At 53.9% G+C, this 26,526-nt stretch carries 29 protein-coding genes and 1 other RNA gene; 15 read left to right on the forward strand and 15 right to left on the reverse strand.

What is annotated here, in order from left to right:
• The first annotated feature begins 26 nt into the window (after window positions 1-26).
• The 3 genes from ppiD (at window position 27) to Q7C21_RS13785 (ending at window position 2,888) form a co-directional block, all read left to right on the forward strand.
• Entirely contained in the window at window positions 27-1,895 is a 1,869-nt protein-coding gene (gene ppiD / locus Q7C21_RS13775; protein ID WP_008924898.1) for a peptidylprolyl isomerase, read from the forward strand.
• 140 nt (window positions 1,896-2,035) lie between these two features.
• Complete coding sequence (locus tag Q7C21_RS13780) at window positions 2,036-2,389, forward strand: helix-hairpin-helix domain-containing protein (protein ID WP_337028075.1); 354 nt, start codon at window positions 2,036-2,038, stop codon at window positions 2,387-2,389.
• Window positions 2,390-2,489: 100 nt separating this feature from the next.
• Window positions 2,490-2,888: a thioesterase family protein gene (locus tag Q7C21_RS13785; RefSeq protein ID WP_003850485.1), complete on the forward strand. Its 399-nt coding sequence runs from the start codon at window positions 2,490-2,492 to the stop codon at window positions 2,886-2,888.
• Between the two features lie 49 nt (window positions 2,889-2,937).
• Here the strand turns inward: Q7C21_RS13785 and queC are convergent, their stop codons facing one another.
• Both queC and Q7C21_RS13795 read right to left on the reverse strand, forming a co-directional pair.
• The gene (gene queC / locus Q7C21_RS13790; protein ID WP_008924900.1) at window positions 2,938-3,633 is read right to left on the reverse strand and encodes a 7-cyano-7-deazaguanine synthase QueC; all 696 of its coding nucleotides are present in this window, start codon (window positions 3,631-3,633) and stop codon (window positions 2,938-2,940) included.
• 41 nt (window positions 3,634-3,674) lie between these two features.
• Entirely contained in the window at window positions 3,675-5,393 is a 1,719-nt protein-coding gene (locus Q7C21_RS13795; RefSeq protein WP_008924901.1) for an SgrR family transcriptional regulator, read from the reverse strand.
• A gap of 91 nt (window positions 5,394-5,484) precedes the next feature.
• Here Q7C21_RS13795 and cof point away from each other — a divergent pair, with 91 nt between their 5' ends.
• The gene (gene cof / locus Q7C21_RS13800) at window positions 5,485-6,306 is read left to right on the forward strand and encodes an HMP-PP phosphatase (protein ID WP_039659081.1); all 822 of its coding nucleotides are present in this window, start codon (window positions 5,485-5,487) and stop codon (window positions 6,304-6,306) included.
• A gap of 34 nt (window positions 6,307-6,340) precedes the next feature.
• Here cof and Q7C21_RS13805 read toward each other — a convergent pair whose 3' ends face one another.
• Window positions 6,341-7,375, reverse strand: coding sequence for a PLP-dependent cysteine synthase family protein (locus tag Q7C21_RS13805; RefSeq protein ID WP_008924903.1), 1,035 nt, complete (start codon window positions 7,373-7,375; stop codon window positions 6,341-6,343).
• A gap of 116 nt (window positions 7,376-7,491) precedes the next feature.
• Between Q7C21_RS13805 and Q7C21_RS13810 the strand changes: the two genes are divergently transcribed.
• From Q7C21_RS13810 to amtB, 5 genes are all read left to right on the forward strand, one after another.
• Window positions 7,492-7,953, forward strand: a complete 462-nt coding sequence (locus tag Q7C21_RS13810; protein WP_033742960.1) for an Lrp/AsnC family transcriptional regulator — start codon at window positions 7,492-7,494, stop codon at window positions 7,951-7,953.
• A 24-nt stretch (window positions 7,954-7,977) separates the two neighbouring features.
• Window positions 7,978-9,747 carry a SmdA family multidrug ABC transporter permease/ATP-binding protein gene (locus Q7C21_RS13815; RefSeq protein WP_008924905.1) on the forward strand — a complete coding sequence of 590 codons (1,770 nt, stop codon included), beginning with the start codon at window positions 7,978-7,980 and terminating at the stop codon, window positions 9,745-9,747.
• On the forward strand, window positions 9,740-11,515 hold the full coding sequence (locus tag Q7C21_RS13820; RefSeq protein ID WP_008924906.1) for a SmdB family multidrug efflux ABC transporter permease/ATP-binding protein: 1,776 nt from the start codon (window positions 9,740-9,742) through the stop codon (window positions 11,513-11,515). Before Q7C21_RS13815 ends, Q7C21_RS13820 begins: the two co-directional genes overlap by 8 nt.
• Window positions 11,516-11,772: 257 nt before the next feature.
• Window positions 11,773-12,111, forward strand: a complete 339-nt coding sequence (gene glnK, locus Q7C21_RS13825; RefSeq protein ID WP_003850469.1) for a P-II family nitrogen regulator — start codon at window positions 11,773-11,775, stop codon at window positions 12,109-12,111.
• A gap of 34 nt (window positions 12,112-12,145) precedes the next feature.
• Window positions 12,146-13,432, forward strand: a complete 1,287-nt coding sequence (amtB, locus tag Q7C21_RS13830) for an ammonium transporter AmtB (RefSeq protein ID WP_003850465.1) — start codon at window positions 12,146-12,148, stop codon at window positions 13,430-13,432.
• A 49-nt stretch (window positions 13,433-13,481) separates the two neighbouring features.
• Here amtB and tesB read toward each other — a convergent pair whose 3' ends face one another.
• Window positions 13,482-14,345 carry an acyl-CoA thioesterase II gene (gene tesB, locus Q7C21_RS13835; protein ID WP_375150794.1) on the reverse strand — a complete coding sequence of 288 codons (864 nt, stop codon included), beginning with the start codon at window positions 14,343-14,345 and terminating at the stop codon, window positions 13,482-13,484.
• A 190-nt stretch (window positions 14,346-14,535) separates the two neighbouring features.
• Between tesB and Q7C21_RS13840 the strand changes: the two genes are divergently transcribed.
• Entirely contained in the window at window positions 14,536-15,093 is a 558-nt protein-coding gene (locus Q7C21_RS13840) for a YbaY family lipoprotein (RefSeq protein ID WP_008924908.1), read from the forward strand.
• Window positions 15,094-15,123: 30 nt separating this feature from the next.
• Here the strand turns inward: Q7C21_RS13840 and Q7C21_RS13845 are convergent, their stop codons facing one another.
• Window positions 15,124-15,441 (reverse strand): MGMT family protein, encoded by a 318-nt coding sequence (locus Q7C21_RS13845; protein ID WP_003850460.1) that lies wholly within the window; start codon window positions 15,439-15,441, stop codon window positions 15,124-15,126.
• Between the two features lie 187 nt (window positions 15,442-15,628).
• Between Q7C21_RS13845 and ffs the strand changes: the two genes are divergently transcribed.
• Window positions 15,629-15,725: signal recognition particle sRNA small type (gene ffs, locus Q7C21_RS13850), an RNA gene on the forward strand.
• A gap of 135 nt (window positions 15,726-15,860) precedes the next feature.
• Here ffs and Q7C21_RS13855 read toward each other — a convergent pair.
• From Q7C21_RS13855 to Q7C21_RS13865, 3 genes are all read right to left on the reverse strand, one after another.
• Window positions 15,861-16,076 (reverse strand): HHA domain-containing protein, encoded by a 216-nt coding sequence (locus tag Q7C21_RS13855; protein ID WP_003850458.1) that lies wholly within the window; start codon window positions 16,074-16,076, stop codon window positions 15,861-15,863.
• A gap of 24 nt (window positions 16,077-16,100) precedes the next feature.
• The gene (gene tomB, locus Q7C21_RS13860) at window positions 16,101-16,478 is read right to left on the reverse strand and encodes an Hha toxicity modulator TomB (protein ID WP_003850455.1); all 378 of its coding nucleotides are present in this window, start codon (window positions 16,476-16,478) and stop codon (window positions 16,101-16,103) included.
• A gap of 147 nt (window positions 16,479-16,625) precedes the next feature.
• The gene (locus tag Q7C21_RS13865; RefSeq protein ID WP_182630045.1) at window positions 16,626-16,979 is read right to left on the reverse strand and encodes a hypothetical protein; all 354 of its coding nucleotides are present in this window, start codon (window positions 16,977-16,979) and stop codon (window positions 16,626-16,628) included.
• A 340-nt stretch (window positions 16,980-17,319) separates the two neighbouring features.
• On the opposite strand from Q7C21_RS13865, the gene Q7C21_RS13870 reads away from it, so the two are divergent.
• From Q7C21_RS13870 to Q7C21_RS13880, 3 genes are read left to right on the forward strand one after another with little or no spacing between them, the layout of a single operon-like run.
• Window positions 17,320-17,988: a metal ABC transporter ATP-binding protein gene (locus tag Q7C21_RS13870; RefSeq protein ID WP_008924910.1), complete on the forward strand. Its 669-nt coding sequence runs from the start codon at window positions 17,320-17,322 to the stop codon at window positions 17,986-17,988.
• Window positions 17,985-18,824 carry a metal ABC transporter permease gene (locus tag Q7C21_RS13875; protein WP_003850449.1) on the forward strand — a complete coding sequence of 280 codons (840 nt, stop codon included), beginning with the start codon at window positions 17,985-17,987 and terminating at the stop codon, window positions 18,822-18,824. The genes Q7C21_RS13870 and Q7C21_RS13875 overlap by 4 nt, the downstream gene beginning before the upstream one ends.
• Window positions 18,825-18,839: 15 nt before the next feature.
• Entirely contained in the window at window positions 18,840-19,718 is an 879-nt protein-coding gene (locus Q7C21_RS13880; protein WP_003850447.1) for a metal ABC transporter substrate-binding protein, read from the forward strand.
• 45 nt (window positions 19,719-19,763) lie between these two features.
• On the opposite strand, the gene ykgO is transcribed toward Q7C21_RS13880, so the two are convergent.
• The 4 genes from ykgO to Q7C21_RS13900 form a co-directional block, all read right to left on the reverse strand.
• Complete coding sequence (ykgO, locus tag Q7C21_RS13885; protein ID WP_003850445.1) at window positions 19,764-19,904, reverse strand: type B 50S ribosomal protein L36; 141 nt, start codon at window positions 19,902-19,904, stop codon at window positions 19,764-19,766.
• 3 nt (window positions 19,905-19,907) lie between these two features.
• Window positions 19,908-20,168: a type B 50S ribosomal protein L31 gene (locus Q7C21_RS13890; protein ID WP_008924911.1), complete on the reverse strand. Its 261-nt coding sequence runs from the start codon at window positions 20,166-20,168 to the stop codon at window positions 19,908-19,910.
• 161 nt (window positions 20,169-20,329) lie between these two features.
• A complete protein-coding gene (locus Q7C21_RS13895; RefSeq protein WP_003850443.1) occupies window positions 20,330-23,485 on the reverse strand; it encodes a multidrug efflux RND transporter permease subunit AcrB in 3,156 nt (1,051 codons plus the stop codon).
• 16 nt (window positions 23,486-23,501) lie between these two features.
• Entirely contained in the window at window positions 23,502-24,698 is a 1,197-nt protein-coding gene (locus Q7C21_RS13900; protein ID WP_078804162.1) for an efflux RND transporter periplasmic adaptor subunit, read from the reverse strand.
• Window positions 24,699-24,840: 142 nt separating this feature from the next.
• Between Q7C21_RS13900 and acrR the strand changes: the two genes are divergently transcribed.
• Window positions 24,841-25,479, forward strand: a complete 639-nt coding sequence (gene acrR, locus Q7C21_RS13905) for a multidrug efflux transporter transcriptional repressor AcrR (protein ID WP_003850439.1) — start codon at window positions 24,841-24,843, stop codon at window positions 25,477-25,479.
• Here the strand turns inward: acrR and rsmS are convergent.
• Genes rsmS through priC form a run of 3 tightly spaced genes read right to left on the reverse strand, consistent with a single transcriptional unit; the run spans window position 25,476 to window position 26,470 of the window.
• The gene (rsmS, locus tag Q7C21_RS13910; RefSeq protein ID WP_003850436.1) at window positions 25,476-25,628 is read right to left on the reverse strand and encodes a pleiotropic regulatory protein RsmS; all 153 of its coding nucleotides are present in this window, start codon (window positions 25,626-25,628) and stop codon (window positions 25,476-25,478) included. The genes acrR and rsmS overlap by 4 nt on opposite strands.
• A gap of 8 nt (window positions 25,629-25,636) precedes the next feature.
• Window positions 25,637-25,882 (reverse strand): hypothetical protein, encoded by a 246-nt coding sequence (locus Q7C21_RS13915; protein ID WP_003850434.1) that lies wholly within the window; start codon window positions 25,880-25,882, stop codon window positions 25,637-25,639.
• 57 nt (window positions 25,883-25,939) lie between these two features.
• Entirely contained in the window at window positions 25,940-26,470 is a 531-nt protein-coding gene (priC, locus tag Q7C21_RS13920; RefSeq protein ID WP_003850432.1) for a primosomal replication protein PriC, read from the reverse strand.
• Between the last annotated feature and the right edge of the window lie 56 nt (window positions 26,471-26,526).

Below are 26,526 nucleotides of genomic sequence, written 5' to 3' on the forward strand. Positions count from 1 at the left end.
ACACTACAGCGGAGTGTTGCCATACCATGATGGACAATTTACGCGCGGCGTCGAACAATGTCGTGCTCAAGATTATTCTGGGACTGATTATGGTCTCCTTTGTGCTGACGGGCGTTGGCAACTATCTGATTGGCGGCAATAACGATTATGCGGCCAAAGTTAATGGTCAGGAGATCAGCCGTGGACAGCTGGAGCAGGCATTCAACAGCGAACGCAGCCGTCAGCAGCAGATGCTGGGCGACCAGTTCTCGCAGTTGGCCAGCAACGATGGCTACATGCAGCAGATCCGCCAGCAGGCGCTGTCGCAGTTAATCGATCAGGCGCTGCTTGACAGCTACATCAAAGATCTCCACCTCAGCATCAGTGACGATCAGGTTAAGCAGGCTATCTTCAATCAGCAGGCTTTCCAGACCAACGGCAAATTCGACAATGCGAAATATCTGGCTCTGATCGGCAACATGGGTTTCAGTGCTGACCAGTACGCTGAAGCATTGCGTAAGCAACTTTCTAATCAGCAGCTGATTAATGCCGTTGCTAACACCGATTTCACGCTCAAAGGCGAAGCCAGTAAACTGGTGGACCTGGTTTCACAACAGCGTGACATTCGTCAGGCGACGCTGGACGTCAACGCGCTGGCGGCGAAGCAAACCGTCACCGACGATGAAATCAGTCAGTATTATCAGCAGCATAAAACCAGTTTTATGGCGCCGGAACAGTTCCGTGTCAGCTATATCCTGATGGATGCGGCCAGCATGCAACAGGATGCCAGCGAAGCGGATATTCAGGCCTGGTACGACCAGCATAAAGCAGACTATACACAGCCGCAGCGTACGCGTTACAGCGTGATTCAGACTAAAACTGAAGCCGATGCCAATGCGGTACTGGCCCAGCTGAAAGGTGGCGCCAGCTTCGCGGATGTGGCGAAAGCCAAATCAATCGACCCTATTTCTGCGCGTAAGGGCGGTGATATGGGCTGGCTGGAACCTTCAACGACGCCGGATGAGCTGAAAAATGCGGGTCTGACTCAGAAAGGCCAGATGTCAGGCGTGATCAAATCCTCAGTGGGTTTCCTGGTCGTTCGTCTCGACGATATTCAGCCAGAGCAGGTTAAGCCGCTGAATGACGTTCGCAGCGCCATTGCCGCGAAAGTGAAGCAGGAAAAGGGCGTTGATGCCTTCTACAAACTGCAACAGAAAGTCAGCGAAGCAGCCAGCAATGACAATGAGTCACTGGCGGGTGCGGAGCAGGCTTCGGGTCTGAAAGCGAAAGAGACCGGCTGGTTCAGCCAGGATACGCTGCCAGACGCACTGAACTTCGATGCGGTGAAGCAGGCGATCTTTAATGGTGGCCTTGTGGGGCAAAACGGCGCGCCGGGCAACAACTCCGATATCATCACTGTTGATGGCGATCGTGCCTTTGTGCTGCGTATCAGTGAGCACAAACCAGAAGCGGTAAAACCGCTGGATCAGGTTAAGGCGCAGATCACGGACACGCTTAAGCATGATAAAGCGACGCAGCAGGCGAAAGCCCAGGCGGATAAACTCCTGACCGATCTCAAAGCCGGTAAGCAGGATGCGCTGACTGCCGCGGGTCTGACCCTGAGCGCCAGCAAAACTGTTGACCGTAACGCGCAGGATCCTGTTGCACAGGCGGCCTTTAATCTCCCTCAGCCCGCGGAAAATAAACCTTCATGGGGTGTGAGCGAAGATATGCAGGGCAACGTGGTACTGGTGGCGGTTGATAAAGTTAAAACGGGTAGCATGCCGCAGGCGCAGATTGACGAAATGGTCAAAGGCGTCACGCAGAATAATGCACAGCTGACGTTTGAAGCGTTGCTGCAAAACCTGCGTAAAGAAGCCAAAATTAAGTACGGCGCTGCTGCACAAATGCAGTAAGCCTCGCAGAAACAGTGCAACAACAGTAACAATCAAAGGCCGCATTCGCGGCCTTTTCCATTTCTGCAATTCCACTTTTGTGCCTTGTGCGCAGCGGTGACACGCTGTCGCTGCTGTTTAAACACAAGGAGAAACACAGCATGGCTAAACCTAAACTCGTTGCCCTTTATCTTTCCCTCGCGCTGGGTGGTGCACTCTGTCATACCAGCGTCTCTGCGGCCCCTGAATCTGCCAGCGACGCTGTCACGCAGAGCGCACTATCCGCGTCAAAGCCGGCATCACCATTACAGCCACAGCAGGAGCAGGTCAGTATCAATGACGCGACAGCGGAACAGCTCACTGCCGTCATGAATGGCGTAGGGTTGAAAAAAGCACAGGCGATTGTGAGCTATCGCGAAGAGTACGGGCCCTTTAGCGCAATTCAGCAACTTAGCGAAGTGCCGGGCATTGGCAACGCGTTGATAGAGCGGAATGCGGGCAGGCTGAAATTGTGAGGCAGTACACATCTGTGATGCTTAAGCCGCGCTGAGCAGGCGACTCTGCTAAAGTGAACAGGTCCAACCAGTTAACTTACAGTAGCAGGAGAGCATGACCATGCAGACCACCATAAAAGTGCGCGGCTATCATCTGGATGTCTATCAGCACGTCAACAATGCACGCTATCTTGAGTTTCTTGAGGAAGCTCGCTGGGAATGGCTGGAAGAGGTTGAAGCATTCCACTGGTTGCAGGAACAGAAACTGGCTTTTGTGGTGGTCAACATCAACATCAATTATCGTCGCCCGGCCGTGCTGGGCGACGTACTCACTATCGACAGTGCAATCACGCAGTTGAATGGTAAAAGCGGCATTATTGCGCAGCGGGTTTTGCTGGCAGGTCAGGAAACCGTCGTGGCGGATGCTGCACTCACGTTTGTCTGTATTGATTTGCGGACCCAGAAGGCGGTTGCGCTGGAAGGAGAATTACGCGAGCGACTGATGCGTCTGATGGCATAAACCGGGTAAAGGCGGCAAACTAAATTCTCTGCCGCCACGCCAGAGTGCCTTAACTAAGGCCGCTCTTAGCTTTCATCGCGGCCATTACGCTATCACGATCGTTGAGATACCCCTGCAAGCCATTAGCCCTTAAATTGCAGGCAGCACACTCACCACATCCGTCACCTTTCACGCCGTTATAGCAGGTCAGCGTCTGCTCACGTACCAGCGAAAGCTGCTGCCAGTAGTCCGCCAGCGCCCAGGTTTCCGCTTTGTTGAGCCACATCAGCGGCGTCTCAAAACGAACCTCGCGCGCCATGCCAAGCGACACCGCATGGTTCAGCGCTTTGACAAACTCATCACGGCAATCGGGATAGCCAGAGAAATCGGTCTCACAGACGCCAGTGATCACCGCTTCCGCTTCAACCTGGTAGGCGTAAACCGAGGCCAGCGTCAGAAAGAGAATATTGCGGCCCGGCACGAACGTACTGGGTAAACCACTGGCCTCAGGATTGTAAGCCGGCACCGGAATGTTATCCCGTGTCAGGCTGCTGACGGCGAGTTCGTTCAGCATGGTCACATCCAGTACTTTATGCGCGCGCGCGCCCAGTTTACTGGCCAGATCCCGGGCAACCTCAATCTCTTCCCGGTGGCGTTGTCCATAATCGAACGTGACGCAGTGAACCTCATCATATTGCTCTAAGGCCTGAATCAGACAGGTAGTGGAGTCTTGTCCACCGCTGAAAACTACAACAGCGCGTTTCATGGTGTTTTCCTGGTCATTAATTTTGCGCTTATGGTAATGCCTCAGTCCGCTGCTGAACAGCTGCAAGGCGGATCAATGGGCGGTGGAATCCAGGCGCGACTGAAATCGAACCAGCCCAGGGTGTTGAGCTCAATGCCTTCAACGCCAGGCGGTGCGTGGATTTGGTAGCGATAATTGAACAGCGGCAGCAGAATGCCCTTCATCATCAGCTGATGATAAAGCTGGTGAAGCGTGTGAGTACGAATGTTGCTGTCCGCGATCTGCTGAATAGCCAGCAGTTGCGCCTGGACGTCTTCGCCCTCTGGTGTGACCCACAGCGGCCGCCATAGCGGATCGCTCTGCAACCAGTTGGCCAATGTAAAGACCGGCGCATCGCCAATCAGCCTGTCACCCATCACGATATCTGCTTCATCGAGTTGCTCGATGCGGTGCCAGTTTTTTACCGGGTGAAACACCACGTTCAGGCTGCAACCGTGCCGTTTTAACAGGGCAACCAGCGCCTGTGACATCTGGTGTAATTCAACCGGTAACTGATAATGCAGCGTCAGTGTCGCCGGCAAGGGGACCGGGACACGATTAATCCGCGGCACATCCCAGCCAGGTAACAGTTCGCTGCTGGGCGTGATTAATCCTTCATCCAGTGGCAACCGGCTGACGATGCCGCTTTGCTGAATTAGCTGAAAAAGCGTACGTGCCTGATCGCGCGTAAATCCGGCTCGTGGTCGGCAGACCAGATAACAGAAGCCCAGACTGATGCTGCTGCTCACCGGTTGTAACGTCCTGAGCTCATTGGCATCCCCTATGGCAATTTGCACCGGATGACGACAGCTACTGCCGAGAGCAGGATCAAACAACTGAGGCGTAATCCAGTACTCAACGGCTTGCAACAGCGGCCGCTGCAGATGCCAGCGGGAATGACTTTCAATCCTGACCAGTTCAGGACTAAAGTGCGCCAGTTTCCATGGGCCGCTGCCAATGACAGCATCATCAGGATGGGGCAACAGGCATAACAGATGGGCAAGGCGATGAGGCAGCCAGAAGTCAGGGCGTCGCAGGATAAACCGCAGCGCAAGCGGATGGGGGGCATCCACGCTAATCACATCAGCCAGCAATACACGCACGCGGGTATCGTGCAATAGCTGACGGAATTGCGTCACCAGTTGTGCGGCCTGCACTGGCTCGTCGTTGTGCCACATTAGCTGAGGCCGTAACCAGAATAACCAGCTACATGATGCCTCATCATGTTGCCAGTGGTGTGCCAAATCGCCCACCGGCTCATCCTGTTCAAACCGGGTCAGTCCTGAGTAGATCTGGCGCACCAGATGCTGTTCAGCCCGTCCGGCAATCTGGCGCGGCTCAGTGCTTTCCATCGGGCGATAGTAGGGAATACGCAGAACCGGCGTATCGTTCTGCCACTGACCACCCATGAGTGGCCGCAGCATATTGATCAGCCTTTCCGGTGCCAGATCCAGCAACTGCAAAGCATCCGCCGCCTCTCCGGCATCAAGCTGGCGTTGCAGCAACTGCTGTCGTAATTGTTCAGGCGTTTGCAGAAACGTTAATTTCCCCTGCTTGCCACGGCCTGGCTCGCCATGCCAGCGAAGCCAGCCTGCGTGCTGCCACTGTGACAGCAACGTTCGCAGATGGCGTTCGCTGCAGATGCAGTGGCGCGCCATCTCTGCCACGCAGGTCTGCTGAGAGGCGCCCAGACTCTGCTGCCACAGACGTTGAAACTGATTAAGGCGATTAAGTTGGCGCATGCTAAACCCGGAACAGTTTTTTTTAAGTATTCACTATTAGTTCCGTAATTTACAGGCAATAGTAAAGCCATCTTTCATCAGGAGGGGAATCATGGTGCGTTTAGCCGCGTTCGATATGGATGGCACATTGTTGCTGCCGAATCATCAGTTGGGTCAGCAGACTCTGGAGAGTTTGCAGGCATTGCATCTGCGTGGTGTTAATCTCGCGCTGGCAACGGGCCGCCATCTGCAGGAAATGCAGATCCTGCGGGAAAAAATGACACTTCCCGCATGGCTGATCACCGGTAATGGCACCCGCGTACACGATCGGTCTGGCAATCTTATCTTCGCACGTGATCTGCCTCCTGCCGTCGCTGAAGAGGTCATCCACCGCCACTGGGATACCACCGCGACAATCCATATTTTCAACGATCAGGGGTGGTTTACCGATCGACCTGCTCCGGAGCTGCTGCTGGCCCATCAGATGAGCGGATTCGGCTATCAGCTGTGCGATCTTAAAAAGCTGCCTGCGCATCAGGTGACAAAAATCTGCTTTATTGATCAGCATCAGAATCTGTGTCGGCTAAAGATCTCGCTGGATGCCGCATTGGGCGAGCAGGCTACGATCTGCTTCTCTGGGGTGGACACGCTGGAGGTCTTGCCCGCTCACTGCAACAAAGGCAGCGCGCTGGCGCTGTTATGTGATCACCTGTCGCTGACAATGGCGGAATGTATGGCGTTTGGTGATGCGATGAACGATCGCGAGATGCTGGCGCAGGTCGGGCAGGGCTTCATCATGGGCAATGCGATGGCGCAATTGAAAGCCGCACTTCCGCATTTACCCGTATTAGGGCATTGCGAGACACAGGCAGTGTCTCACTATTTAAATCACTGGCTGGCTACACCTGACCTCGCGTATTCCCCCGAATGCTGAGGATTGCCGTGCACCGGACAGGATGTCCGGTTTTTTATTCCAGCTCGCGCTGCCACGGCGTGATATCGCCAATATGTTTTGCTACCCACTCTGGCTGATAGTAGCTATCGGGATAACGTTCGCCACTGTCGCAAAGCAGTGTCACCAGCGCCCCTTGCTGATTTGCCGCCCGTAAGCGTTTCGCCACCTGCATCATGCCCCAGAAATTAGTGCCGGTAGAGGCGCCAGGTTTGCGTCCCAGAATCTTTTCCAGTTTCAGCATGGCGGCCAGCGTCGCACCATCCGGCACTTTTATCATTTCATCGATCACGTCAGGCATAAACGAGGGTTCTACCCGTGGACGGCCAATCCCCTCGATCATGCTGCCGCGCGTGCTGGTCAGAGTGGCATCACGCTGCCTCCAGTAGTCGAAAAAGACAGAATGCTGCGGATCCACTACCAGCATTTTCGTTTCCAGTCCCTGGTAACGAATATAGCGGCCCAGGGTCGCTGAAGTGCCGCCGGTGCCTGCACTCATGATGACAGTATGGGGAATGGGATAGGGCTCGTGCTGCATCTGACGAAAGATGCTCTCTGCAATGTTGTTATTGCCACGCCAGTCTGTCGCGCGTTCAGCGTAAGTAAACTGATCCATAAAATGGCCATTCAGCTGCCGCGCCAGCCGTTCAGACTCTGCGTAAAGCTGGCAGGGATCCTCGACAAAATGGCACTGTCCGCCATAAAACGCGATCTGCTCAATTTTACGCTTCGCTGTACTGGCGGGCATCACTGCAATAAACGGCAGGCCCAGCAGCCTTGCGAAGTACGCCTCAGAAACGGCAGTGCTGCCTGACGAGGCTTCTATAATCGGCGTATCCTGTTTAATCCAGCCATTAGAAAGGCCGTAAAGAAAAAGAGATCGTGCCAGCCGATGTTTAAGACTGCCACTGGGATGGGTGCTCTCATCTTTCAGATAGAACCAGATGCCGGGAAAATCCGCCAGATCGAACCGGATCAAGTGGGTCTCTGCCGATCGTTGAAAGTCAGCGTTAATTTCGTTGATAGCGTGACGAATCCAGCAAGTGTGCATCTCAGGCGTCCGATAAAAAATAATGAGACTATTTTATGGCACGTGCAGGAAAAAGAGATTGCAAAATTACCGCTAAAATCGCGGTAATGGAGAAAATGATTCTCTCGGAGCCCCGAATGTTAGATAAAACTGACCTCAAATTGCTCGCGCTACTGCAGCAGGACTGTACCCTGTCACTGCAGGCATTGGCGGATGCCGTCAACCTTACCACCACACCCTGCTGGAAGCGCCTGAAAAAACTGGAAGATGATGGCATTATTCGCGCTCGGGTAGCGTTGCTGGATGGTGATAAAATCGGACTGTCACTGACGGCATTTATGTTTGTGAAAACCCAGCAGCACAGCCGCGACTGGTATCAGACTTTTGTCTCCGTGGTGAGTAGCATGCCGGAGGTCATGGCCTTTTACCGCATGGCAGGGGAGTATGATTACCTGCTGCGCATTCAGGTGGCCGATATGAAAAGCTATGATGCTTTTTACAAGCGAGTAGTCAATGGGGTGCCCGGCCTGATTGATGTGACATCCAGCTTCGCCATGGAAGAGATTAAATACACCACGGCTTTACCTGTCGCCCTCTGAGGGCCTGAGATTGAGAGCAGCGTTGTGCGATTATTCAGTCAGTTAAGTTGGTATTTCCTGCGGGAGTGGCGGCGCTATCTGGGCGCGGTCATCCTGCTTATTGTTATTGCTATTCTGCAGTTGCTGCCGCCGCATGTAGTCGGCGTGATTGTCGATGGTGTAACACGTGACAACATGAGTTCCAGCCGCATCATGATGTGGATTGGGATCATGCTGGCAACGGCAATCGTGGTCTATCTGCTGCGCTATGTCTGGCGCGTCCTGTTGTTTGGTGCCTCCTACCAGCTGGCGGTTGAACTGCGCGAAGATTTTTATCGCCAGTTGAGTCGTCAGCAACCGGCATTTTACCTGCGTCACCGCACCGGCGACCTGATCGCGCGCGCCACCAACGACGTGGACCGGGTGGTGTTTGCGGCCGGAGAAGGGGTACTGACGCTGGTCGATTCGCTGGTGATGGGATGTGTGGTGTTACTGGTGATGAGTACTCAGATCAGCTGGCAACTGACGCTGCTGGCGCTGGTGCCGATGCCGATTATGGCTATCGTGATCCATCGTTACGGCAATCAGTTGCACCACCGCTTTAAGCTGGCACAGGCGGCCTTCTCCAGCCTCAACGATCAGACGCAGGAGAGCCTGACCAGCATCCGGATGATCAAAGCCTTTGGTCTGGAACAGCATCAGTCGCAGCAATTTTCCGATATCGCCCGTGATACCGGGGAAAAAAACCTGCGCGTCGCGCGGGTCGATGCCCGTTTCGATCCCACAATCTACATCGCGATCGGTTTCTCAAACCTGCTGGCGATTGGCGGCGGCAGCTGGATGGTGTGGCATGATCAGATGACGCTGGGACAGCTCACCAGTTTTGTGATGTATCTCGGCCTGATGATTTGGCCAATGCTGGCGCTGGCGTGGATGTTTAATATTGTCGAACGCGGCAGCGCCGCCTGGAGCCGCATCGGTGCGCTGCTGGCAGAAGCGCCAGCGGTGGAAGATGGCGATAAATCTTTACCCCACCAACCCGGCATGCTGCAGGTCGCTATTCGCGCCTTTCACTATCCGGACAGCACAGGTCCGGTGCTAAGCGATATCATCTTCCAGTTGAAACCCGGTGAAATGCTGGGACTGTGCGGGCCAACCGGCAGTGGCAAAAGCACACTGCTCAGCCTGATTCAGCGTCACTTTGATATTCAGCAGGGTGACATCCGCTACCATCAGATCCCGCTGCCGCAGTTACGGCTGGACAGCTGGCGCAGCCGTCTGGCCGTAGTCAGCCAGACACCGTTCCTGTTCTCAGACAGTGTGGCGAACAATATTGCATTGGGGAAACCGGGCGCAACCCAGCTGGAGATAGAACGTGCAGCTATGCTGGCCTGTGTTCATGACGATATCCTGCGTCTGCCGCAGGGTTATGAAACGGAAGTCGGGGAGCGCGGCGTCATGCTGTCCGGTGGACAGAAGCAGCGTCTTTCAATTGCCAGGGCACTCCTGCTGAATGCCGAAATCCTGATTCTGGACGACGCACTTTCTGCAGTGGATGGACGTACCGAACACGAAATCCTGCATAACCTGCGCATCTGGGGGCAGGGCAAAACACTGATTATCAGCGCACACCGCCTGTCAGCGCTGACAGAAGCCAGTGAAATTCTGGTGCTGCAACAGGGCAGCGTGATGCAGCGAGGCGATCACGATGCGCTGGCCAGCAGTGCTGGCTGGTATCGTGATATGTACCGGTATCAGCAACTCGAAGCGGCACTGGATGACGATGAAAATGAGAAAGGAGTGCCGCATGGCTAAGTCTGCACGCTTGTGGCCAACCCTGAAGCGTCTGCTGAGCTACGGCAAGCCATGGCGCAAATCTCTGTCGCTGGCGGTTGGCATGCTCTGGATTGCTGCCGCAGCGGAAGTGACCGGCCCGGTGCTGGTCAGCTATTTTATTGATAACCTGGTGGCGAAGCATCAGATGCCCTGGGGTATCGTTGCCGGACTGGTGGTGAGTTTTATTCTGCTTCAGTTACTGGCCGCCGGGCTGCACTACTGGCAGGCGCTGTTATTCAACCGTGCCGCAATTGGTGTGGTCCAGCAGTTGCGCTGTGACGTGATGAATGCAGCACTCTGTCAGCCGCTGAGCGCCTTTGATACCCAGCCGGTCGGTCAAATCATTTCGCGTGTGACGAACGACACCGAAGTCATCCGCGATCTCTACGTCACGGTGGTCTCCACTGTGCTGCGCAGTGCTGCACTCGTTGGTGCCATGATGGTAGCGATGTTCAGCCTTGACTGGCGTATGGCACTGGTGGCGATGATGATCTTCCCGCTGGTACTGATAGTCATGTTTATCTATCAGCGCTACAGCACGCCGATTGCCCGACGGGTTCGTAGTTATCTGGCAGACATTAACAACGGCTTTAACGAAGTGATCAGCGGCATGAGCGTGATTCAGCAGTTTCGCCAGCAGGCGCGATTTGGTGAGCGTATGGGCGAAGCGAGTCGCTCCCACTATCTGGCGCGAATGGAGACGCTGCGTCTTGATGGCTTTCTGCTGCGCCCTCTGTTGAGCCTGTTTTCAGCGATGGTACTGTGTGGGTTGCTGATCCTGTTCAGCTTCTCGGTGCCTGGCGTGTTTGAAGTCGGGGTGTTGTATGCCTTTATTACTTACCTGGGCCGCCTGAATGAGCCGCTGATTGAGCTGACCACGCAGCAATCGATGCTGCAACAGGCGGTGGTTTCTGGTGAGCGTATTTTCGAGCTGATGGATGCTACGCAGCAGCAATATGGCATCGACCCGCAGCCACTGGCTTCAGGTCGTATCACCCTGAACAATCTCAGTTTTGCCTACCGTGAAAACCGCGATGTACTCAGTGATATCAATCTTGACGTCGCACCGCGTGAATTCGTGGCACTGGTGGGCCATACCGGCAGCGGCAAGAGTACTCTGGCTAATTTGCTGATGGGCTACTACCCGGTGACGCGCGGCGAAATCCGGATTGATGACCGGCCTATTGGTGACCTGAGTCATGCCGTGCTGCGACACGGTATCGCGATGGTGCAGCAGGATCCGGTCGTCCTGGCCGATACGCTGCTGGCCAATGTCCGGCTGGGCCGCGACATCAGTGAAGAGGCTGTCTGGCAGGTGCTCCAGCAGGTACAGCTGGCGCCACTGGCGCAGGCTTTACCAGAGGGAATTCATACCCGGCTGGGCGAGCAGGGCAATAATTTGTCGGTCGGACAGAAGCAGCTGCTGGCGCTGGCCCGGGTACTGGTTGATCTGCCGCAGATACTTATCCTCGACGAGGCAACAGCCAATATCGACTCCGGTACCGAACAGGCGATTCAGCAGACACTTGCGACGCTTCGTCAGCACAGTACGCTGGTGGTGATTGCGCACCGACTATCAACGATTGTGGAAGCGGACAAGATTCTGGTGCTGCATCGCGGTCGTGTGGTGGAGCAGGGTACCCATCAGCAACTGCTGGCGATGCAGGGACGCTACTGGCAGATGTATCAGCTACAACAGGCAGGTGAAAATCTGGCGTCGGGCGTGCCTGTAACATCTGAAGGTTGAGCTGCACCTTTTTTGAGCATGTTTATCAGAATAATCTGTACAAATGCACTCCTTTGACGCCTTAAGCACCAAAGGAGTGCAGTCCCTGGCAGTATTCCCCTTCATCCAGGCTTCAGGTTTCCGCTACGGTTAAAACCATGCCTTGCCGCGTCTCGCCTGACTCACTGATTAACGTCAGTTTTACACTCTGGCACAGGCTTTGCTTATATCCCTTCGTGTCCATAAACGTTACCAATTTACTCGCTGGAGGGGATCCAATGAAGCTGGTCACCGTCGTAATTAAGCCATTCAAGCTGGAGGATGTACGTGAAGCTTTATCCTCTATCGGCATTCAGGGACTGACCGTCTCCGAAGTGAAGGGGTTTGGCCGTCAGAAAGGCCATGCAGAGCTTTATCGTGGCGCAGAATACAGCGTAAATTTCCTGCCAAAAGTCAAAATTGATATCGCGATTGCCGATGATCAGCTGGACGAAGTGGTGGATGTCATCAGTAAAGCGGCTTACACCGGCAAAATTGGCGACGGTAAGATTTTCGTGGCTGAACTGCAGCGCGTCATCCGTATTCGTACCGGCGAGACCGACGAAGCCGCTCTGTAATCAAGACTCAGTACTGTGATGGGATGGAATAAAAATGAATAAAATGTTAGCTAAGTTGGGCCTCACCAGCCTGGCACTGTTACCCTCACTCGCGATGGCTGCGCCTGCCGTTGCGGACAAGGCTGATAACGCATTTATGATGATTTGCACCGCGCTGGTGCTGTTTATGTCAATTCCAGGTATCGCGCTGTTTTACGGTGGTCTGATTCGCGGCAAAAACGTTCTGTCGATGCTGACCCAGGTCGCGGTGACCTTCTCGCTGGTTTGCGTATTGTGGGTGGTCTACGGCTACTCCCTGGCGTTCAGTGAAGGCAATGCTTTCTTTGGTGGCTTTGGCTGGGCCATGCTGAAAAACATTCAACTTACCGCCGTAATGGGCAGTTTCTATCAGTATATCCACGTCGCTTTCCAGGCCTCATTTGCCTGTATCACCGTGGGCCTGATTGTCGGTGCGATAGCTGAACGTATCCGCTTCTCTGCAGTACTGATTTTTGTCGGTGTCTGGCTGACGCTCTCCTATTTACCTATCGCGCACATGGTGTGGGCGGGCGGTTTCCTGGCTCAGGATGGTGCGCTGGACTTTGCTGGCGGTACAGTAGTGCATATTAACGCCGCAGTAGCAGGTCTGGTGGGCGCTTATCTGGTAGGCAAACGTGCTGGCTTTGGTAAAGAGGCCTTTAAGCCACACAACCTGCCAATGGTCTTCACCGGCACCGCGATTCTTTATGTTGGCTGGTTCGGCTTCAACGCCGGTTCTGCGTCTGCAGCAAATGAAATCGCGGCATTGGCCTTCCTGAACACCGTCGTCGCAACCGCGGGCGCAGTCCTGGCATGGACCTTTGGCGAGTGGGCGGTACGTGGTAAGCCTTCTCTGCTGGGTGCCTGTTCAGGCTTTATTGCCGGTCTGGTAGCGATTACCCCAGCCTGTGGTTACGTTGGCGTGGGCGGATCCCTGATCATCGGTCTGGTTGGCGGCCTGGCAGGATTGTGGGGTGTGACCACCCTGAAGAAATGGCTGCGTGTGGATGATCCCTGCGATGTGTTCGGCGTACACGGCGTCTGCGGAATTGTAGGCTGTATTCTGACTGGCGTGTTTGCTTCCTCTTCACTGGGCGGCGTGGGCTATGCACAGGGCGTTACCATGGGCCATCAGGTCTGGGTGCAGCTGTTCAGCGTCGGCCTGACTATCGTCTGGTCGGGTGTTGTCGCCTTTATCGGCTTCAAGCTGGCTGACCTGATTGTTGGTCTGCGTGTACCGGAAGAGCATGAGCGTGAAGGTCTGGATGTAAACAGCCACGGCGAGAACGCTTACAACCAGTAATGTGTCAGTACGGAAAAGATTAATCGGGGGCGAGAAATCGCCCCTTTTTTTATTCGCTGCGCTGACGCATCACGCCTTCCTGAACCGTCGACGCCACCAGCAAACCTTGCTGATTGTAAAACTCACCCCGGACAAAACCGCGTGCGCCAGAAGCCGAGGTACTGACTACGCTGTAGAGCAGCCATTCAGTGAAGTCGAACGGGCGATGGAACCACATGGAATGGTCGATCGTGGCGACCTGCATGTCCGGTTCTAAAAAGCCTTTGCCGTGCGGCTGAAGCGCGACCGGCAGGAAATTGAGATCGGAAGCATAGCCGAGCAGGTACTGATGAATACGTAAGTCGTCAGGTAGTGGGCCAGTGGCACGGATCCAGACCTGGCGCTCAGGCTTAGCCACATGTCCCCGCAACGGGTTGTGAATCTGTACCGGACGGATCTCCAGCGGACGTTCAGCAATGAATTTCTCGCGTAGCTTTTCTGGCAGAAGATGTGCCATTTTCTGCGCCATCGCCTGTTCAGTTAACAGGTTTTCAGGCCCGACGACTTCAGGCATCGGATTTTGATGTTCAAATCCGCTTTCCGGCGACTGAAACGATGCGGTCATGTAAAAAATCGGCTGTCCATTCTGAATGGCACTTACCCGCCGGGCACTGAAACTTTTGCCATCACGCAGCGTTTCAACATCATAGATAATCGCTTTCTGGCTATCGCCGGGCCGCAAAAAGTAGCTGTGGAAAGAGTGGATAACGCGATCTGGCGGAACGGTTTGCTTAGCGGCATAAAGCGCCTGACCGACCACCTGACCGCCAAAAACCTGGCGCAGACCCAGATCTTCGCTCTGGCCGCGATATAAACCCTCTTCGAGTTTTTCCAGATTTAACAGATTCAGCAGATTTTGCAGTGCCTGACTCATGGCGCATTCCTCAATAAAGTGACCTGCTCAGTGTGAAAGATCGGACCAGTTAACGTCAATCAGACTTTCCGCTTTAGCTGAGCCAGGCAAAATTTCATTTTTGTGCCAACATTAAGGACATACGGCGAGTGAAACGCTGTAAGCAGGATTCGCTGCCGACAATCATTTTGATCAAATGGAGACGACATCAATGAAACTCAGGCATGTGTGTAGTGGTGTAATTATGGCGCTTGCTGTTGCGGGATGCGCCGATAAGAGTAAACCCGTTCCGACCCCCACTCTGGGTTCTGCGGTTGCAGGCCAGACCGCGGCAATTGCGCAGCCTAACGTAAGTGGCTCTGTATTTATCCGCCAGCGCATTGCGCTGCCGCCGGATGCGGTGTTAACGGTAACCCTGTCTGATGCCTCTGTATCCGATGCACCATCAAAAGTGCTGTCGCAACGCGTGGTGCGTACTGAAGGTAAACAGGCACCGTTCCAGTTCGTGCTGCCGTTTAACCCGGCCGACATCCAGCCTAATGCGCGCATTCTGTTAAGCGCAGCGATCTCAATCGACGGCAAGCTGGCTTTTGTCACTGAAGGCGTGAAGCCGGTGATCAACCAGGGTGGCACTAAAGCTGAACTGCTGCTGGTACCCGTGCCATCAATGGCGATGCCAACCCAGCCGGGGGCAGCGACCACCGTTCCTTCGACCTCACCGACTCAGGTGACGCCGTCTGCAGCTGTTCCTGCACCAACCCATATTTAATCACTTTTCGGGGCGACCTTGTCGCCCCTTTTACTGCCTGAAATCCCAGCGATACGTTCCGATATCAAGCTGTCCCTCATCACTTACCTCTATGCCTTCGGCTTCCAGTGCATCGCGCTGTCTGAACAGACGGTCGCCCTGCAGTGAAATTTTACCGTGACGATTGACGACGCGATGCCAGGGAAGGGTAGTGCCTTCAGGTAACCGACTGAGCACGCCGCCGACCTGACGTGCCGCCCGCGGAGAACCTGCCAGCAGCGCCACATCGCCATAGGTAGTGACATGGCCATACGGAATAGCGGCAACAATTTGCCAGATGCGTTGCTGGAAGGTGTCAGGCTGATCCATGTGTTTATTTCATCTGCTTATTTCATCAGGAATAGGGTCTTAACTTTAGCATGGGGAGAAAGCAGTGAAAGCGTTATAGCGGCGGTTGTTCAAGAAAACAACGGTTGTCCCGACTACGCTTGCAATTGCACCCTCCTTCCCAGATAATGCCCCCGCTCTCGTAAAGAGGGCTTGTCAATGGGGGCCCTGTTGGTTCTCCCGCAATGCTAGCTTGTGAACTCGGTCAGATCCGGAAGGAAGCAGCCGTAGCAGGTGACGCGTGTGCCGGGATGTAGCTGGCAGGGCCCCCACCACTTTCTCCCTCGCAATATCCCTTCACAGAAACTGCAGACAGGCAAAACCCGCCTGGCCGATTGGTTTGACGGCAGGCAGGAATATCCGGTACTAAAAAGTGTAAAGCTAAGTACTAATCAATAAAACTAGCGGACAAATTTCCAGACTGAACCCGGGACTTTATCGTAAAGCTTGTTCATCGTCAGTTCTGCCAGACGATGGTCAGCTGCCGAGTAAAATACCGCTAACTCATCTTCAGGTAATTCATACTTATTTTTTTCAATGACCCTTTCCAGGGTATCCAGTGAACGGCAACGCCGTAGTCGCATCAAATAATCAGTTTTAGTCAGGGTTTTGTTCATAAATAAACCGTTCTCATGTCTGTACTATAATGAATGGCTCGGTTGCTGGAGAAAAGCGCACTCTTCAGTGAACAGATTAAATAAGCGTTTAGCTGAACGTTGCCACCGTTGAAGATCCGGACTATTGACACCATAGTTGCTGAATAACATAAAGGTATCATCAAGATATTCATCGATTTGCGAAATCAGCGCTTCATCTTCAACGTGCTTAATTTTGTAATTCATGGTGAAAGAGGCGATGTGCTCAATCAAATCGTTAAGCTGCAGATTGCTTTCAGAAGTGGGATCATTTACCCAGCCATGATGGCTGTCGGTTAATGTTGCCATGCTGTCGTCAAACAGGCTTTCACATAGGTATTTAAGCTGGGCAATATCATGCCGTTTCGGTGAGTATTCGTCCATCTTTTTCCCCTCCATAGCTAGCACAGTTGCCGCAGGGCAGCGAGTCACGATAACGCCGCCGGGAAGCGATTATTCGGGCAGTTATTAAACGGGATATCTTAAAGATAGTGTAAAACCATTAGTTCTGCTCACCTCCATTACTAAATATTACAATTCATCGCTGGGGGAGGGTTGTGCATTGTCAATCGCATCAAACTCAAGTGCACCGGGCACAATGCGAAACTTCACCTGCTCCGATTGCGTTACTGTTTCATTTAAATCCTGACAAGGACTAAATAAATTCCAGTCAAAATCGTAAAGTAATTTAAAACTATCCAGATCCTGATATTCAACACAAATAATTTTTAAACTGCCAGGAACTAACTGCGCATTCTGCGAATACCAGCGTAAATCCCCTACCAGCAAATCTGTTATTTTGAGAATATTCCGCTGAACAATCTCCGCTAATTTTGTGCAGTTTGATTCGCCTACAGCAATATCACATTCAATTCGTGACAACATATCTGGTCCGCTTATAACCGTTAATAAACCTATCATTGGATTTCTGCAACCAGTTTGCAAGCCAGCAGAGCACAAAACCGTTAATTGTTAACCTGCGCCAGTGGTGTGAGCAGGCTGCATCGCATGTCTGCGACGGCCAGTGACACCTGGTGTTATTTATCTTTTGATACACATTCGCGCATAGGTGCAACACCAATATCCGATATATTATTGTTATGTTATAACATATTGGTGAAGTGATGCGTCAGAGTGGATTACTTATGTCATTAGGTGGGCGACTGGCTATCGCACTGCTGTTCATTGCGCTGCTTGCTGTGGCGATAAAATGGGGGATCAGCGCATGATCCGGTTCAACGCACTTCGCGCGGGCTATCAGGGACAGGCTGTTACCCCCGCCATCAATGGTCAGCTCAGCGCTGGCTCGATGACAGCCCTGGTCGGCGCGAATGGTAGCGGCAAATCAACACTGTTAAAAACCATCGCGGGCTTGCTGCCACCAATAGCGGGGCGCTGCGAGCTGCAGGTTTCGCGGCGGGCTATTGGCTGGATGCCACAGCGTACTGAACTGGAGACGCGCTTTCCCCTGACGGTATTTGAACTGGTTTCAATTGGCTGCTGGCCTCGCTGCGGCTGGTTCGGCGGCATCAACCGGGAACTGCGTCGGGAAATCTGGCAGGCGCTGGAGGCGGTTCAGATGCGTGATTATGCAGATGCGCAGCCCGCGACCTTATCGGGCGGACAGCTTCAGCGCGTCTTGTTTGCGCGACTGATGTTGCAGCGCAGCCAGCTCTGGCTACTGGATGAGCCTTTTAACGGCATTGATAGTCAGACGGTAACATTACTGATGTCGATACTGGAACAGCAACAGCAGGCTGGAACAACGCTGCTGGTGGTGCTGCACGACCGTCCACTGGTCGCTCGCTACTTCAGTAATGTGATGTCGATGGATGATACGGAGGTCAGTTGCACCTGGCTCCCTGATCCCCCTCTGCGGAGTTATGCGCCGTGACGTTGATACAGCCTTTTATTGAGTTTGGGTTTATGCGGCGCGCACTGGTTGCCTGCGTCGCGCTGGCTATCAGTGCCACGCCACTCGGCGTATTTCTTTCGCTGCGCCGTATGAGTCTGATTGGCGATGCGTTATCACATGCCGTTTTGCCGGGGGCGGCTATTGGCTATCTGATCTCCGGACTGTCACTGGTCGCGATGGGTATCGGCGGCCTGATCGCAGGTTTAGCCGTGGCGCTGCTCTCGGGGGCGGTGAGTCGATACACGCCCTTAAAAGAGGATGCCAGTTTTGCCGGGTTTTACCTCGGTTCGCTGGCGCTGGGCGTCACGCTGGTCTCACTGCGCGGCTCAAGCGTGGACCTGCTGCACGTGCTGTTTGGCTCGCTGCTGGCGGTGGACAACGCTGCACTGTTGCTGGTTGGCGGCATCGCCGCCTTTACGCTGATTATGCTGGCGATCATTTATCGTCCGCTGGTCATCGATGCCTTTGACAGTGACTTCCTGCGGGCGCAGGGAAAATGGAGTGCACCGCTGGTGCATGGGCTGTTTTTAATGCTGGTGGTGCTGAATCTGGTGGCGGGCTTTCAGGTGCTGGGCACGCTGATGTCGGTGGGATTAATGATGCTGCCCGCTGCCAGCGCCCGTTTCTGGAGTCGCCATCTTGCCGCGATGCTGGCTATCGCCATTTTCATGGCAATGCTTTCAGCCCTGGCTGGCCTGATGCTCTCCTGGCACTTTTCATTACCGGCCGGTCCCGCTGTGGTGCTGAGCGCCGCCATGCTGTTTTTTTTCTCCATTCTTGCAGGGCCATGCGGCGGGATTTTGCGCCGCCATTAATCTTAAGGGGTATCTATGAAAAAATTACCGGTTAGCCTGGCGCTCGCTGCGCTGTTTGCCACGCCATTTGCAATGGCAAAAACGGTGGATGTCGTGGCCAGTTTTACTGTGCTGGCAGATATCGTCAAACAGGTCGGCGGCGATCATGTCAACGTAAAAAGTCTGGTGGGACCGAATGGCGATCCCCATACGTTTGAACCGACGCCACAGGACAGCCAGGCGCTGGCGAAGGCCGATCTGGTGTTTGTCAGCGGACTGGGGCTGGAAGGGTGGATGGATCGCCTGGTCAGCGCGTCGGGATATCGCGGGCAGCCCGTGGTCGCTTCAACGGGTGTGACTACCCGCAGCATGGAGGAGGAGGGCAAAACGGTGACCGATCCACACGCCTGGAACAGCATGCAGAACGGCGTTATCTACGCGACCAACGTGATGAATGCGCTGGTCAAAGCCGACCCTGAAGACGCGCCAGCAATCCGCAAGCGTGGGCAGAATTACATACAGCAACTGCAGGCGCTGGATAGCTGGGCAAAAACGGCCTTTGATGCTATTCCAGTCGACAAACGTAAAGTGCTTACCAGTCACGATGCGTTTGGTTACTTTGGACAGCGATATGGCGTAACGTTTCTGGCACCCGTCGGATTCTCTACTGAAGCAGAAGCGAGTGCCAGCAACGTGGGGAGCTTAATCAACCAGCTCAAACAGCAGCACATTAACCGCTATTTCATCGAGAATCAGACGGACCCGCGGTTAGTGAAACAGATAGCCAGCGCGACCGGTGCTGAGCCAGGTGGTGAGCTCTATCCGGAAGCGTTATCCACGGCTTCTGGCCCGGCGGCGACTTATCAGGCGGCCTTTAAACATAACGTGAATGCGATGCTGAAGAGTATGCAATAGGCATAAAAAAGGCCGGGCGAGCCCGGCCAGTCATCACGACACAAACTAGCGTTTCTTCTTCCTTCCCTGTACAGCCTTAAAGCGTGGATTTGTTTTACAGATGACGTAAACACGTCCTTTCCTGCGCACCACTTTGCAATCCCGATGGCGATTTTTGGCGGAGCGCAGAGAGCTTAATACCTTCATGAGTTACCTCTTCTTTGCGGCCAGGAAAGAACCGAAACGCTGGTTAAAGCGTGCGGTGCTGCCTTCTTTAGCAAAATCTTTCTGTTTGCCGGTGTAGAAAACATGCGAGGCGGATGACACGTCCAGAGTGACGTAGGGCAGTGTTTCGCCTTCGAACTCAACTGTGCGATCGGTTTTAATGGTGGATCCGATTTTGAACCACACATCCGCGGATGTGTCATGGAAGACCACGTGACGATAGTGAGGATGAATATTCGCTTTCATAATGCACGCCTATGTAATGTTATAATATAACATTATTATGCGCCGCACCTTTCGAGATTGCAACTGTCGTAGCGCTGGTTCAGGTGAAGTGGCAGGAGAGAAGGAGGGTGGAATCGCAGGCATAAAAAAGGCCGCTTGCGCGGCCTCAGATGATTTACAGCTTAGTGAGTCTGGTTATGTTCAACCGGATGACTGTTCGCTGATTCTTCTTTTTTCTTGCCAAAGCGGCGGCGTACCACCACAAAGAACACCGGCACAAAGAAGATCGCCAGGATGGTCGCGGTAACCATACCACCGATTACGCCTGTACCTACCGCGTTCTGCGAACCGGAGCCAGCACCGGTACTGATCGCCAGCGGCAGCACCCCGAGAATAAACGCCAGTGACGTCATCAGGATAGGACGCAGACGCATACGACACGCTTCCAGCGCAGCTTCAATCAGCCCTTTGCCCTCTTTATCCATCAAATCTTTAGCAAATTCGACAATAAGGATGGCGTTCTTGGTCGACAGGCCGATGGTGGTCAGTAACCCGACAACAAAGTAGACGTCATTGCTTAAGCCACGCAGAGTGGTAAAGAGCAGTGCACCAATGACCCCGAGCGGGACAACCAGCATAACCGAGAAGGGAATCGACCAGCTCTCGTACAGTGCGGCGAGACACAGGAAGACCACAATCAGCGAGATAGCATAGAGCGCAGGGGCCTGATTACCGGACAAGCGTTCCTGATAGGACATGCCAGTCCAGTCATAGCCGATACCGGCAGGCAGTTTCGCCGCCAGCTCTTCCATCAGATCCATTGCCGCACCCGAACTTTTACCGGGAGCTGCCTGTCCCAGGATTTCCATCGCAGGCAGGCCGTTGTAACGCTCAAGGCGCGGTGAACCATACTGCCATTTCGCTGACGAGAAGGCAGAGAAGGGCACCATGGTTCCACTGCTGTTGCGCACGAACCATTTACCAATGTCGTCCGGCAACATGCGGGAGTCCGCTTTACCCATCACGTAAACTTTTTTCACACGACCGCGGTCAATGAAGTCGTTCACGTAAGAGCCACCCCAGGAAGCCGCCAGCGTAGTGTTGATATCACTGAGTGATACGCCCAGTGCCTGCGCTTTTTCCTGATCGATGGTCAGCTTGTACTGCGGTGTATCTTCCATACCGTTCGGGCGCACGCCAACCAGCGTATCAGGATGCTGTGCAATCATACCAAACAGCTGATTACGCGCTTCCGTCAGCTTATCGTGACCCAGGTTATTCTGATCGATGAGCTCAAAATCGAAGCCAGTCGCGTTACCCAGTTCAATGATAGCGGGCAGGTTGAACGGAATGACCATCGCATCTTTGATTGCGCCCAGCGCCTTCATGGCGCGGCCAGCAATCGCCGGAACTTTCATGTCTGCGCCGGTACGCTCATCCCACGGCTTGAGACTGACGAAGGCGATACCGGTATTCTGTCCACGACCAGCAAAGCCGAAGCCGTTAACGGTGAACACCGATTTAACCGTGTCTTTCTCCTGCGTCAGGAAGTAGTCCGTGACCTGATCCAGCACTTTCTGAGTACGCTCCTGCGTTGCGCCTGCAGGCAGCTGCGCCTGAGCCAGCAGCAGACCCTGATCCTCTTCCGGTAAGAATGAAGAGGGCAGTCGCATAAACAGAAACGCCATTCCGACCACGATGACCAGATAGATCAGCATGTAGCGACCCGTACTGCGAACCATGTGGCCGACACCATCCACATAGTGACTGGTGCTTTTGTCGAATATACGGTTGAACCAGCCGAAGAAACCGGTGGTTTTCCCGTGATCGCCTTTTTTGATCGGTTTCAGCATGGTGGCACAGAGTGCCGGCGTCAGAATAAAGGCGACCAGCACCGATAGCGCCATCGCCGAAACGATAGTAATGGAGAACTGGCGATAGATAACGCCGGTCGAGCCACCAAAGAACGCCATCGGAATAAATACAGCGGCCAGTACCAGCGCGATACCGACAAGTGCGCCCTGAATCTGCTCCATTGAACGCTTCGTTGCTTCTTTTGGCGGTAATCCTTCTTCCGCCATCACGCGCTCAACGTTCTCAACCACCACGATGGCGTCATCCACCAGCAAGCCGATGGCCAGCACCATCCCGAACATCGTCAGGGTGTTTATCGAATAACCAAATGCGTTGATAACGGCAAACGTACCCAGCAGTACCACGGGCACAGCGATAGTCGGAATGAGCGTGGCGCGGAAGTTCTGCAGAAACAGATACATCACCAGGAACACCAGCACAATCGCTTCGATCAGCGTTTTCACCACTTCGAAAATCGAGATCTTAACGAAAGGTGTGGTGTCATACGGATAGACCACTTTCAATCCGGCCGGGAAGGTCGGCTGTAATTTGGCCAGTTCTTCTTTCACCGCATTGGCGGTATCCAGCGCATTCGCACCGGTGGCCAGCTTGATACCGATACCGGACGCAGGCTTGCCATTATAACGGGCAACGATTTCGTAGTTTTCTGCACCGAGTTCAATCCTTGCCACATCACGCAGACGAACCTGAGAACCATCTTCGTTCACTTTGAGCAGGATTTTGCCGAACTCATCCGTTGAGGTCAGACGGGTTTGCGCAATGATTGAGGCGTTGAGCTGCTGTCCTGGCACCGGCGGCGTACCACCTAACTGACCGGCAGCGACCTGGGTGTTCTGAGTGTTCAGCGCACTGATCACATCAACCGGCGTCAGGTTGTAGTTGTTCAGCTTGTGCGGATCCATCCAGATACGCATCGCGTACTGCGCACCAAATACCTGGGTATCACCCACGCCTTTGGTACGGCTGATCGGATCTTTGATTGATGACGAAATAAAGTCAGAAATGTCATTCTGCGTCATGTTGTCATCGTCGCTGATGAAGCCCGCAACCATCAGGAAGCTACTGGACGATTTCTTAACCTGAATCCCCTGTTGCTGCACTTCCTGCGGCAGCAGCGGCGTCGCCAGCTGCAGTTTGTTCTGCACCTGAACCTGCGCGATATCTGCATCTGTACCCGACTCAAAGGAGATGGTCAGGGTCAGCGTACCGGACGAGTCGCTGCTCGAGGACATATACATCAGTCCATCGATACCGTTCATGTTTTGTTCGATAACCTGGGTCACCGAGTCCTGCAGCGTTTTAGCATCCGCACCAGGGTAGGTGGCCTGAATCTCAATCGCCGGCGGGGCAACATTGGGATATTGCTCGATCGGAAGTTTGAGAATCGACAGCGCACCGACCAGCATGATGATGATGGCAAGCACCCACGCAAAGATGGGTCGATCGATAAAGAACTTAGCCATGAATCAACGGCTCCTGTTATGACGGTGACTTGTCAGACTGCGGCTTTGAATCGGGTGCCGCTTTCGCATCGTCTGAGACTTCTTGTGGGGTCACCTGTGCGCCCGGCTTGGCACGCTGCAGACCGGTGCTGATCACACGTTCACCCGCTTTAACACCGTCAGTGACTAACCATTTGTCGCCAATCGCCTGAGAGGTGGTGACCTGACGCGCTTCAACTTTGTTATCTGCACCCACGACCATGACCGTTGCCTGACCCGTTGGGGTACGGGTTACCGCCTGTTGCGGAACCAGCAATGCATCAGGATTGGTGCCTTCATCCAGACGCGCACGAACAAACATGCCCGGTAACAGGGTATGGTTCGGGTTCGGGACAATGGCGCGCAGGGTGATAGAACCGGTGGTTTCATCAACGGTGACGTCAGAGAACTCCAGCGTACCAGGCTGTGGATAGCTGCTGCCGTTCTGCATCAGCAGTGTCACGTTGGCTTTGCCCTCGCTCTGCTTCAGCTGACCCGACTCCAGTTCTGAACGTAAGCGCATAAAATCTTCGCTCGACTGGGTGACGTCGACATACATGGGATCAAGTTGCTGCACGGTGGCCAGTGCGGTGGTTTGTGCGCTTTGTACCAGCGCACCTTCCGTTACCGACGATTTACCGATGCGGCCACTGATAGGCGAGGTGACTTTGGTGTAAGCCAGATTAATGCGGGCCGTTTCGACATTGGCTTTTGCTACCTGAACTGCAGCCTCGTTTTGCGCGGCTGTAGCAACAGCGGTGTCATAATCCTGCTGACTGATATATTTGGTGCCGAGCAGAGGTTTATAACGTTTGACGGTCAGCTGAGCGATATGTGCGTTAGCCTGCGCCTGCGTTAAATCACCTTTGGCGCTGTCATAGGCTGCCTGATAGGTAGCCGGATCGATCTGATAGAGAGACTGACCTGCTTTAACGTCGCTTCCTTCAATAAAGTTACGCTTCAGAATAATACCGGACACCTGCGGACGGACTTCAGCCACACGGTATGCCGAGGTGCGGCCTGGTAATTCAGTTGAAATCTTAAGGGGTTCCGTTTTCAGTGTAACAACACCTACGGCTGGCGGTTGCTGCTGGGCGGCTTGTTCGGATTTATTGTTGTCACATCCTGTTAACAAAAAGCTGCCTGATAGCATCAGGGCGGCCGCCAGAGGCGATAATCCTCTGATTTTATTCATAAATAAACCTCTAGTGTCCGGTATCAATTGGTCAATGGATCACAAACTGAAAAACCCATTGCTGTGGCAAGGCGCAGGTCATGCTATGGTACATACATTCACAAATGTATGTAAACTTACCTGTTTGTAAAAAAAGCCCACTATGGCACGAAAAACCAAAGCGCAAGCACTTGAAACACGGCATCAAATTCTTGATGCCGCTATTGTTCTCTTTTCGCAGCAGGGCGTCTCAGCCACCTCACTGGCAGATATCGCCACCGCAGCCAGCGTTACGCGCGGGGCAATCTACTGGCATTTCAAAAACAAAGCCGATGTATTACACGAAATATGGCTTCGTTGTGATGCGGGTCTGGACGATGTGGAACTTGAGTATCAGACAAAATACCCTGGCGATCCACTCTCTGTGTTGCGCGCAATGCTGGTCTATATCTTTGAAGCGACTGCAAAGGATCCACAGCGACGCGCGTTGATGGAGATCATTTTCCATAAATGCGAGTTTGTGGGCGAAATGTCAGCACTGAAGAATATGCAACAAAGCTTACTGCTGGAATGCTACGATAAAATTGAAGATGTCCTGCGCCAGTGCATTGACGCCGGACAACTTCCGGGCACTCTCAGCACGCGTCAGGCTGCCCTGATTATGCGCGGTTACGTCAACGGTATGATGGAAAGCTGGCTGTTTTCGCCGGACAGTTTTGATTTAGCCGCAGACGCACCCGTTCTGACCAACGCCTTTATCGATATGCTGCGCCTCAGTCCGACGCTGACGGCGTCCTGTTAGGTCGGCTGGCTATCGCGCTTGTTCTCGAAATCGCGCTGCACCATAGCCAGTGCGGAGAGCACGGTCTCAACCGGCAATTGATGCTCTTCCAGTAGCTGAATCAGATCAACAGCCAGTTTGACGTCGTCAGGGGCGTTTTCCAGTGACATCTTGTCTCCTAAATACGTAATCGGGCCGCGACCAGCAGCATCACTACCGCGCCGACAATCGCTATGCCCAGGGCGCCAGCATGCAGCGTTGCCAGCGAGCCCAGTTCAAAATAGGCGGCGATATAGCCGCCGATCAGTGCGCCGATCATCGACAGCGTCAGGGTCGCCATCAGGCCACCGGGCCGACCCGGTATCAGCAGACGCTTTAACAGGCCCAGCAGTAGCCCGCAAATTAGCCAGCTCAGTAAACCCATTGTTCGTCTCCAGGCAGAATTGCACTCAGTATAGAAGCGCTTTTCTCACGCTGCGCTTTATTCGCTGTGCTCGCCGCCGCGCAGGGAAGCGCCCCATTCGACAGAGCGAATCGCCTGACGGCAGCGCGCCAGTCTTCCCTCTAGTGTTTCCAGATCCTGCTTCAGCTGACGCTGGACCGCCAGCGTTTCGGCCAGTGCCAGCCGCTGTTCACGCTGATCGATCATCGCCAGTAAGCGCCGTTCAAATTCACGGTACTCCTGATATTTTGAGGCGCGTGGGTTCTTAACCGGCTGTTCACGTTGGGTACGCAGCTTTTGGGTACTCGCCTCGCGTTGCAGGGCAGCAATCTGATCCACCAGGTGTTCAGCCAGCCAGGCACTGCGCGCCAGATCGTTGACGCTGTCGCACAGTCGGGCGAAATTCTGTTCCACTTCCAGCAGGTAATCTGCCAGCCGCGTGCCTTTGGTGTGAAAAAGCTGCGAGTCAAAGCGTGGCATACGGCACTCACCATCCGGATGACGCGCAATCTCCTGACGCAGGTCGATCAGAAGCTGTTGCAGGCGCTGTTGCAAAGCGATCGCACTCATCGCGTGACGTCCTGTTGTGCTAACGTAGTCGGATGAGGAAAGTGCTGGGCGGGATT

Source organism: Pantoea sp. ANP04, assembly GCF_041982285.1.
Classification (GTDB): domain Bacteria; phylum Pseudomonadota; class Gammaproteobacteria; order Enterobacterales; family Enterobacteriaceae; genus Pantoea; species Pantoea eucalypti.

What these genes read in the sequence shown, in the direction of transcription:
- ppiD (WP_008924898.1), top strand. Translation starts at nt 27, where the DNA reads ATGATGGACAATTTACGCGCGGCGTCGAACAATGTCGTGCTCAAGATT.
- Q7C21_RS13780 (WP_337028075.1), top strand. Translation starts at nt 2,036, where the DNA reads ATGGCTAAACCTAAACTCGTTGCCCTTTATCTTTCCCTCGCGCTGGGT.
- Q7C21_RS13785 (WP_003850485.1), top strand. Translation starts at nt 2,490, where the DNA reads ATGCAGACCACCATAAAAGTGCGCGGCTATCATCTGGATGTCTATCAG.
- queC (WP_008924900.1), bottom strand. Translation starts at nt 3,633, where the DNA reads ATGAAACGCGCTGTTGTAGTTTTCAGCGGTGGACAAGACTCCACTACC.
- Q7C21_RS13795 (WP_008924901.1), bottom strand. Translation starts at nt 5,393, where the DNA reads ATGCGCCAACTTAATCGCCTTAATCAGTTTCAACGTCTGTGGCAGCAG.
- cof (WP_039659081.1), top strand. Translation starts at nt 5,485, where the DNA reads ATGGTGCGTTTAGCCGCGTTCGATATGGATGGCACATTGTTGCTGCCG.
- Q7C21_RS13805 (WP_008924903.1), bottom strand. Translation starts at nt 7,375, where the DNA reads ATGCACACTTGCTGGATTCGTCACGCTATCAACGAAATTAACGCTGAC.
- Q7C21_RS13810 (WP_033742960.1), top strand. Translation starts at nt 7,492, where the DNA reads ATGTTAGATAAAACTGACCTCAAATTGCTCGCGCTACTGCAGCAGGAC.
- Q7C21_RS13820 (WP_008924906.1), top strand. Translation starts at nt 9,740, where the DNA reads ATGGCTAAGTCTGCACGCTTGTGGCCAACCCTGAAGCGTCTGCTGAGC.
- glnK (WP_003850469.1), top strand. Translation starts at nt 11,773, where the DNA reads ATGAAGCTGGTCACCGTCGTAATTAAGCCATTCAAGCTGGAGGATGTA.
- amtB (WP_003850465.1), top strand. Translation starts at nt 12,146, where the DNA reads ATGAATAAAATGTTAGCTAAGTTGGGCCTCACCAGCCTGGCACTGTTA.
- tesB (WP_375150794.1), bottom strand. Translation starts at nt 14,345, where the DNA reads ATGAGTCAGGCACTGCAAAATCTGCTGAATCTGTTAAATCTGGAAAAA.
- Q7C21_RS13840 (WP_008924908.1), top strand. Translation starts at nt 14,536, where the DNA reads ATGAAACTCAGGCATGTGTGTAGTGGTGTAATTATGGCGCTTGCTGTT.
- Q7C21_RS13845 (WP_003850460.1), bottom strand. Translation starts at nt 15,441, where the DNA reads ATGGATCAGCCTGACACCTTCCAGCAACGCATCTGGCAAATTGTTGCC.
- Q7C21_RS13855 (WP_003850458.1), bottom strand. Translation starts at nt 16,076, where the DNA reads ATGAACAAAACCCTGACTAAAACTGATTATTTGATGCGACTACGGCGT.
- tomB (WP_003850455.1), bottom strand. Translation starts at nt 16,478, where the DNA reads ATGGACGAATACTCACCGAAACGGCATGATATTGCCCAGCTTAAATAC.
- Q7C21_RS13865 (WP_182630045.1), bottom strand. Translation starts at nt 16,979, where the DNA reads ATGTTGTCACGAATTGAATGTGATATTGCTGTAGGCGAATCAAACTGC.
- Q7C21_RS13870 (WP_008924910.1), top strand. Translation starts at nt 17,320, where the DNA reads ATGATCCGGTTCAACGCACTTCGCGCGGGCTATCAGGGACAGGCTGTT.
- Q7C21_RS13880 (WP_003850447.1), top strand. Translation starts at nt 18,840, where the DNA reads ATGAAAAAATTACCGGTTAGCCTGGCGCTCGCTGCGCTGTTTGCCACG.
- ykgO (WP_003850445.1), bottom strand. Translation starts at nt 19,904, where the DNA reads ATGAAGGTATTAAGCTCTCTGCGCTCCGCCAAAAATCGCCATCGGGAT.
- Q7C21_RS13890 (WP_008924911.1), bottom strand. Translation starts at nt 20,168, where the DNA reads ATGAAAGCGAATATTCATCCTCACTATCGTCACGTGGTCTTCCATGAC.
- Q7C21_RS13895 (WP_003850443.1), bottom strand. Translation starts at nt 23,485, where the DNA reads ATGGCTAAGTTCTTTATCGATCGACCCATCTTTGCGTGGGTGCTTGCC.
- Q7C21_RS13900 (WP_078804162.1), bottom strand. Translation starts at nt 24,698, where the DNA reads ATGAATAAAATCAGAGGATTATCGCCTCTGGCGGCCGCCCTGATGCTA.
- acrR (WP_003850439.1), top strand. Translation starts at nt 24,841, where the DNA reads ATGGCACGAAAAACCAAAGCGCAAGCACTTGAAACACGGCATCAAATT.
- rsmS (WP_003850436.1), bottom strand. Translation starts at nt 25,628, where the DNA reads ATGTCACTGGAAAACGCCCCTGACGACGTCAAACTGGCTGTTGATCTG.
- Q7C21_RS13915 (WP_003850434.1), bottom strand. Translation starts at nt 25,882, where the DNA reads ATGGGTTTACTGAGCTGGCTAATTTGCGGGCTACTGCTGGGCCTGTTA.
- priC (WP_003850432.1), bottom strand. Translation starts at nt 26,470, where the DNA reads ATGAGTGCGATCGCTTTGCAACAGCGCCTGCAACAGCTTCTGATCGAC.